2 protein-coding genes are annotated in these 677 nt (G+C 69.4%); both read left to right on the forward strand.

Going from position 1 to position 677, the window contains the following annotated elements; translation table 11 throughout:
- On the forward strand, positions 1-328 hold a 328-nt coding region (locus AC1DU6_RS34210; RefSeq protein ID WP_477862889.1), incomplete at its 5' end, for a 2-dehydro-3-deoxygalactonokinase.
- A gap of 1 nt (position 329) precedes the next feature.
- On the forward strand, positions 330-677 hold a 348-nt coding region (locus AC1DU6_RS34215; protein WP_477862891.1), incomplete at its 3' end, for a beta/alpha barrel domain-containing protein.

Consider the following 677-nt stretch of genomic DNA (forward strand, 5'->3'; position numbering starts at 1 on the left):
CTCCTCCCAGGCGTTCCTGGCCGGCGTCGACGCAGCGCGCAAGGACGGGGCTTTGGGCCACCAACTCTTTGCCGTGCGCACGCTGGGCCTCTTCAAGCGCTTGGCCGCAGAGCAGTTGCCTGACTACCTCTCGGGCCTGCTGATCGGCCACGAGATCGCCAACGAACTGAAGGCCGCCACGCCCGAGCGTCTGGCCCTCATCGGCGACCCGGCGTTGTGCGCACGATATGCGCTCGCCCTCGGCCGTTTCGGCATGGACGAGCCGCTGCAACTCGACAACACCGCGCCCGCCGGCCTCTGGCGGCTGGCGCAAACCATGGGGCTTTGACATGCTCGACCAGGCACTGCAACAACTCCCCCTCGTCGCCATCCTGCGCGGCGTCAAGCCTGACGAAGTCGAGGCCATCGCCGACACCCTCTACGCCGAAGGCTTCCGCGTCATCGAGGTGCCCCTGAACTCGCCCCAGGCGCTGGACTCGATCGCCCGCCTCGCACGCCGCATGCCCAACGACGCGCTGATCGGCGCCGGCACAGTGCTCAGCGCCGACGCGGTGCGTGATGTGCAGATCGCCGGTGGCCGCCTCATCGTCATGCCGCATGCCGACGTCGCCGTCATCCGCGTGGCCAAGGCGCGTGGCCTGGCCTGCATTCCCGGCGCGGCCACGCCGACTGAAGCC

The organism is Roseateles sp. P5_B10, assembly GCF_056400485.1.